We start from the raw sequence: 1,642 nt of genomic DNA on the forward strand, positions 1-1,642 counted from the left end.
AGCCTGGATGCGCCGACGTTGATTTTCCGGTGAGCTGATCACAGTAAATCCGGCGGTTTCTGGTTTTGGGCGTGCGGGGGTCGCCGGTCTGCCCGGCTTTTCCACTTGAAAGTCCTCGCTCGTGCGGTCAGGGACGGATGATCAGGCGATTGCGGTAGCGGTCCTGTGGGCGCGCTCGAAGAGGTTCTCCCACGCGGTGCGCCAGGGCCAGTGCGTGGGCAGGTGCAGCCGCCACCGGCGGGCGTGGTTGGCGATCCGCGCCGGCACCTGGATGAGCTGGGTGCGGATCGTGGCCGTCCTGGCGCGGGCGTGGGTGGTGGAGGCGATCACTCCGGCCGCCCGGGTGAGGTTGAAGGCCATCGCCGCGCACACCAGCCAGGCGGCGTTGGCCGTGAACACTCCCGAGGGCAGGTGCGTCAGCGGCCCGTTCTTCAGGTCCGCGATGACTTGTTCGACGATCGCGTGGTCGCGGTGGGAGGCCTCGGCCTCGAGCGTGCTCAGGGGCGAGTCGGTGAACACCGCGTGATGCCGGTAGGCCGTGAGCAGCTCGTCCTGCCCGGCCGGGGCGGTGGACGGGTTCAGGCGCCGCACCCGGCGCACGATCAGCCGTGCGGTGACGTGCTCGGCCTTCCGCCTCGAGGTGAAAGCCGTGTAGGGGACCTCGGCGACCTCGGCGTCGGAGATCCACCGACCTTCCTCTTCGTCGAAGATCGCGTTGGGGTACTGGATCGCAGTCCAGCTCTCCTCCGGGATTCGGCTGATCGCCGCGGTCACGGCCGGGTCCATCCGCGCCGTGATCGAGAATCGCGCCCCGCCCGTTTGTACGGCGGCGACCACGTCCCGGTTGTAGTACGCCGAGTCCGCCCGTACTGTGATCGTCCCGGTGGCCCCGGCCCGCCGGGCCGTGGCGATCGCTTCGCCGATCAGCCGTGGCGCCCCGTGTGCCGAGGCCGCCGAGCCCCGGCGCAGCCTCGTGGCTGCGACCACCGGCGCCGCCGTCGGAGTCGAGAGCGTGGCCAGCTGCGCGTTGAGTCCCCGCACCCCGGAATAGCCGTAGCCGGTGCCCTGCTTGGCGTAGCCGTGGGTGGCCCGGATGGTGTCGTCGACATCGAGGTAGGCGACCTGATCGGCCCCGGCCACCACCCCCGGAACCCGGTCGGCGAGGTTGGCCAGCAGGCGGGAGGCGACCGCGTCGAGCTGGCGGACGTGACCGAAGGTGTAGGCGCGCAAGTGCGTGCCCAGGGTGGTCGGGGCCCGGCCCGCGGTGAAGGGCCGGCTCATCCCCCCGTGGCGCAGCAGGCCCATGTCGGTGATGCTGTCGGCCCCGGCGACCATGCCCGCCACCAGCGCCGGGACCTTCGCGGCCGCGTTGGACCCGGCCGGGCCCGGCACCGTGAGACGGTCGGCGACCAGCTCGTGCAGCCCGGTCTCCTGGGCCAGGTCCATCACCGGGACAAGCCCGGCGGCGGACACGAGATTGGGGTCATCGAAATCGGCCGAGAAGCTGTGAGAAACTCGCACTACCGGGTGCCCTTCTGCTGGGTGACGTGGAAGCCTGAAGAACTCCCATCGTCCCAAGCAAGAAGGGCATTCGTCTGTCAGGACTCACCCACCGCGCCCTCAACATCGGCGCATCCAGGCT

1 protein-coding gene is annotated in these 1,642 nt (G+C 70.3%); it reads right to left on the reverse strand.

What is annotated here, in order from left to right; all coding sequences use genetic code 11:
* Positions 1–141: 141 nt before the first annotated feature.
* Positions 142–1,521 carry an IS1380 family transposase gene (locus QYM41_RS17470; RefSeq protein WP_368801041.1) on the reverse strand — a complete coding sequence of 460 codons (1,380 nt, stop codon included), beginning with the start codon at positions 1,519–1,521 and terminating at the stop codon, positions 142–144.
* Positions 1,522–1,642: the final 121 nt, after the last annotated feature.

Source organism: Kocuria oxytropis (genome assembly GCF_040981195.1).
GTDB lineage: Bacteria > Actinomycetota > Actinomycetes > Actinomycetales > Micrococcaceae > Kocuria > Kocuria oxytropis.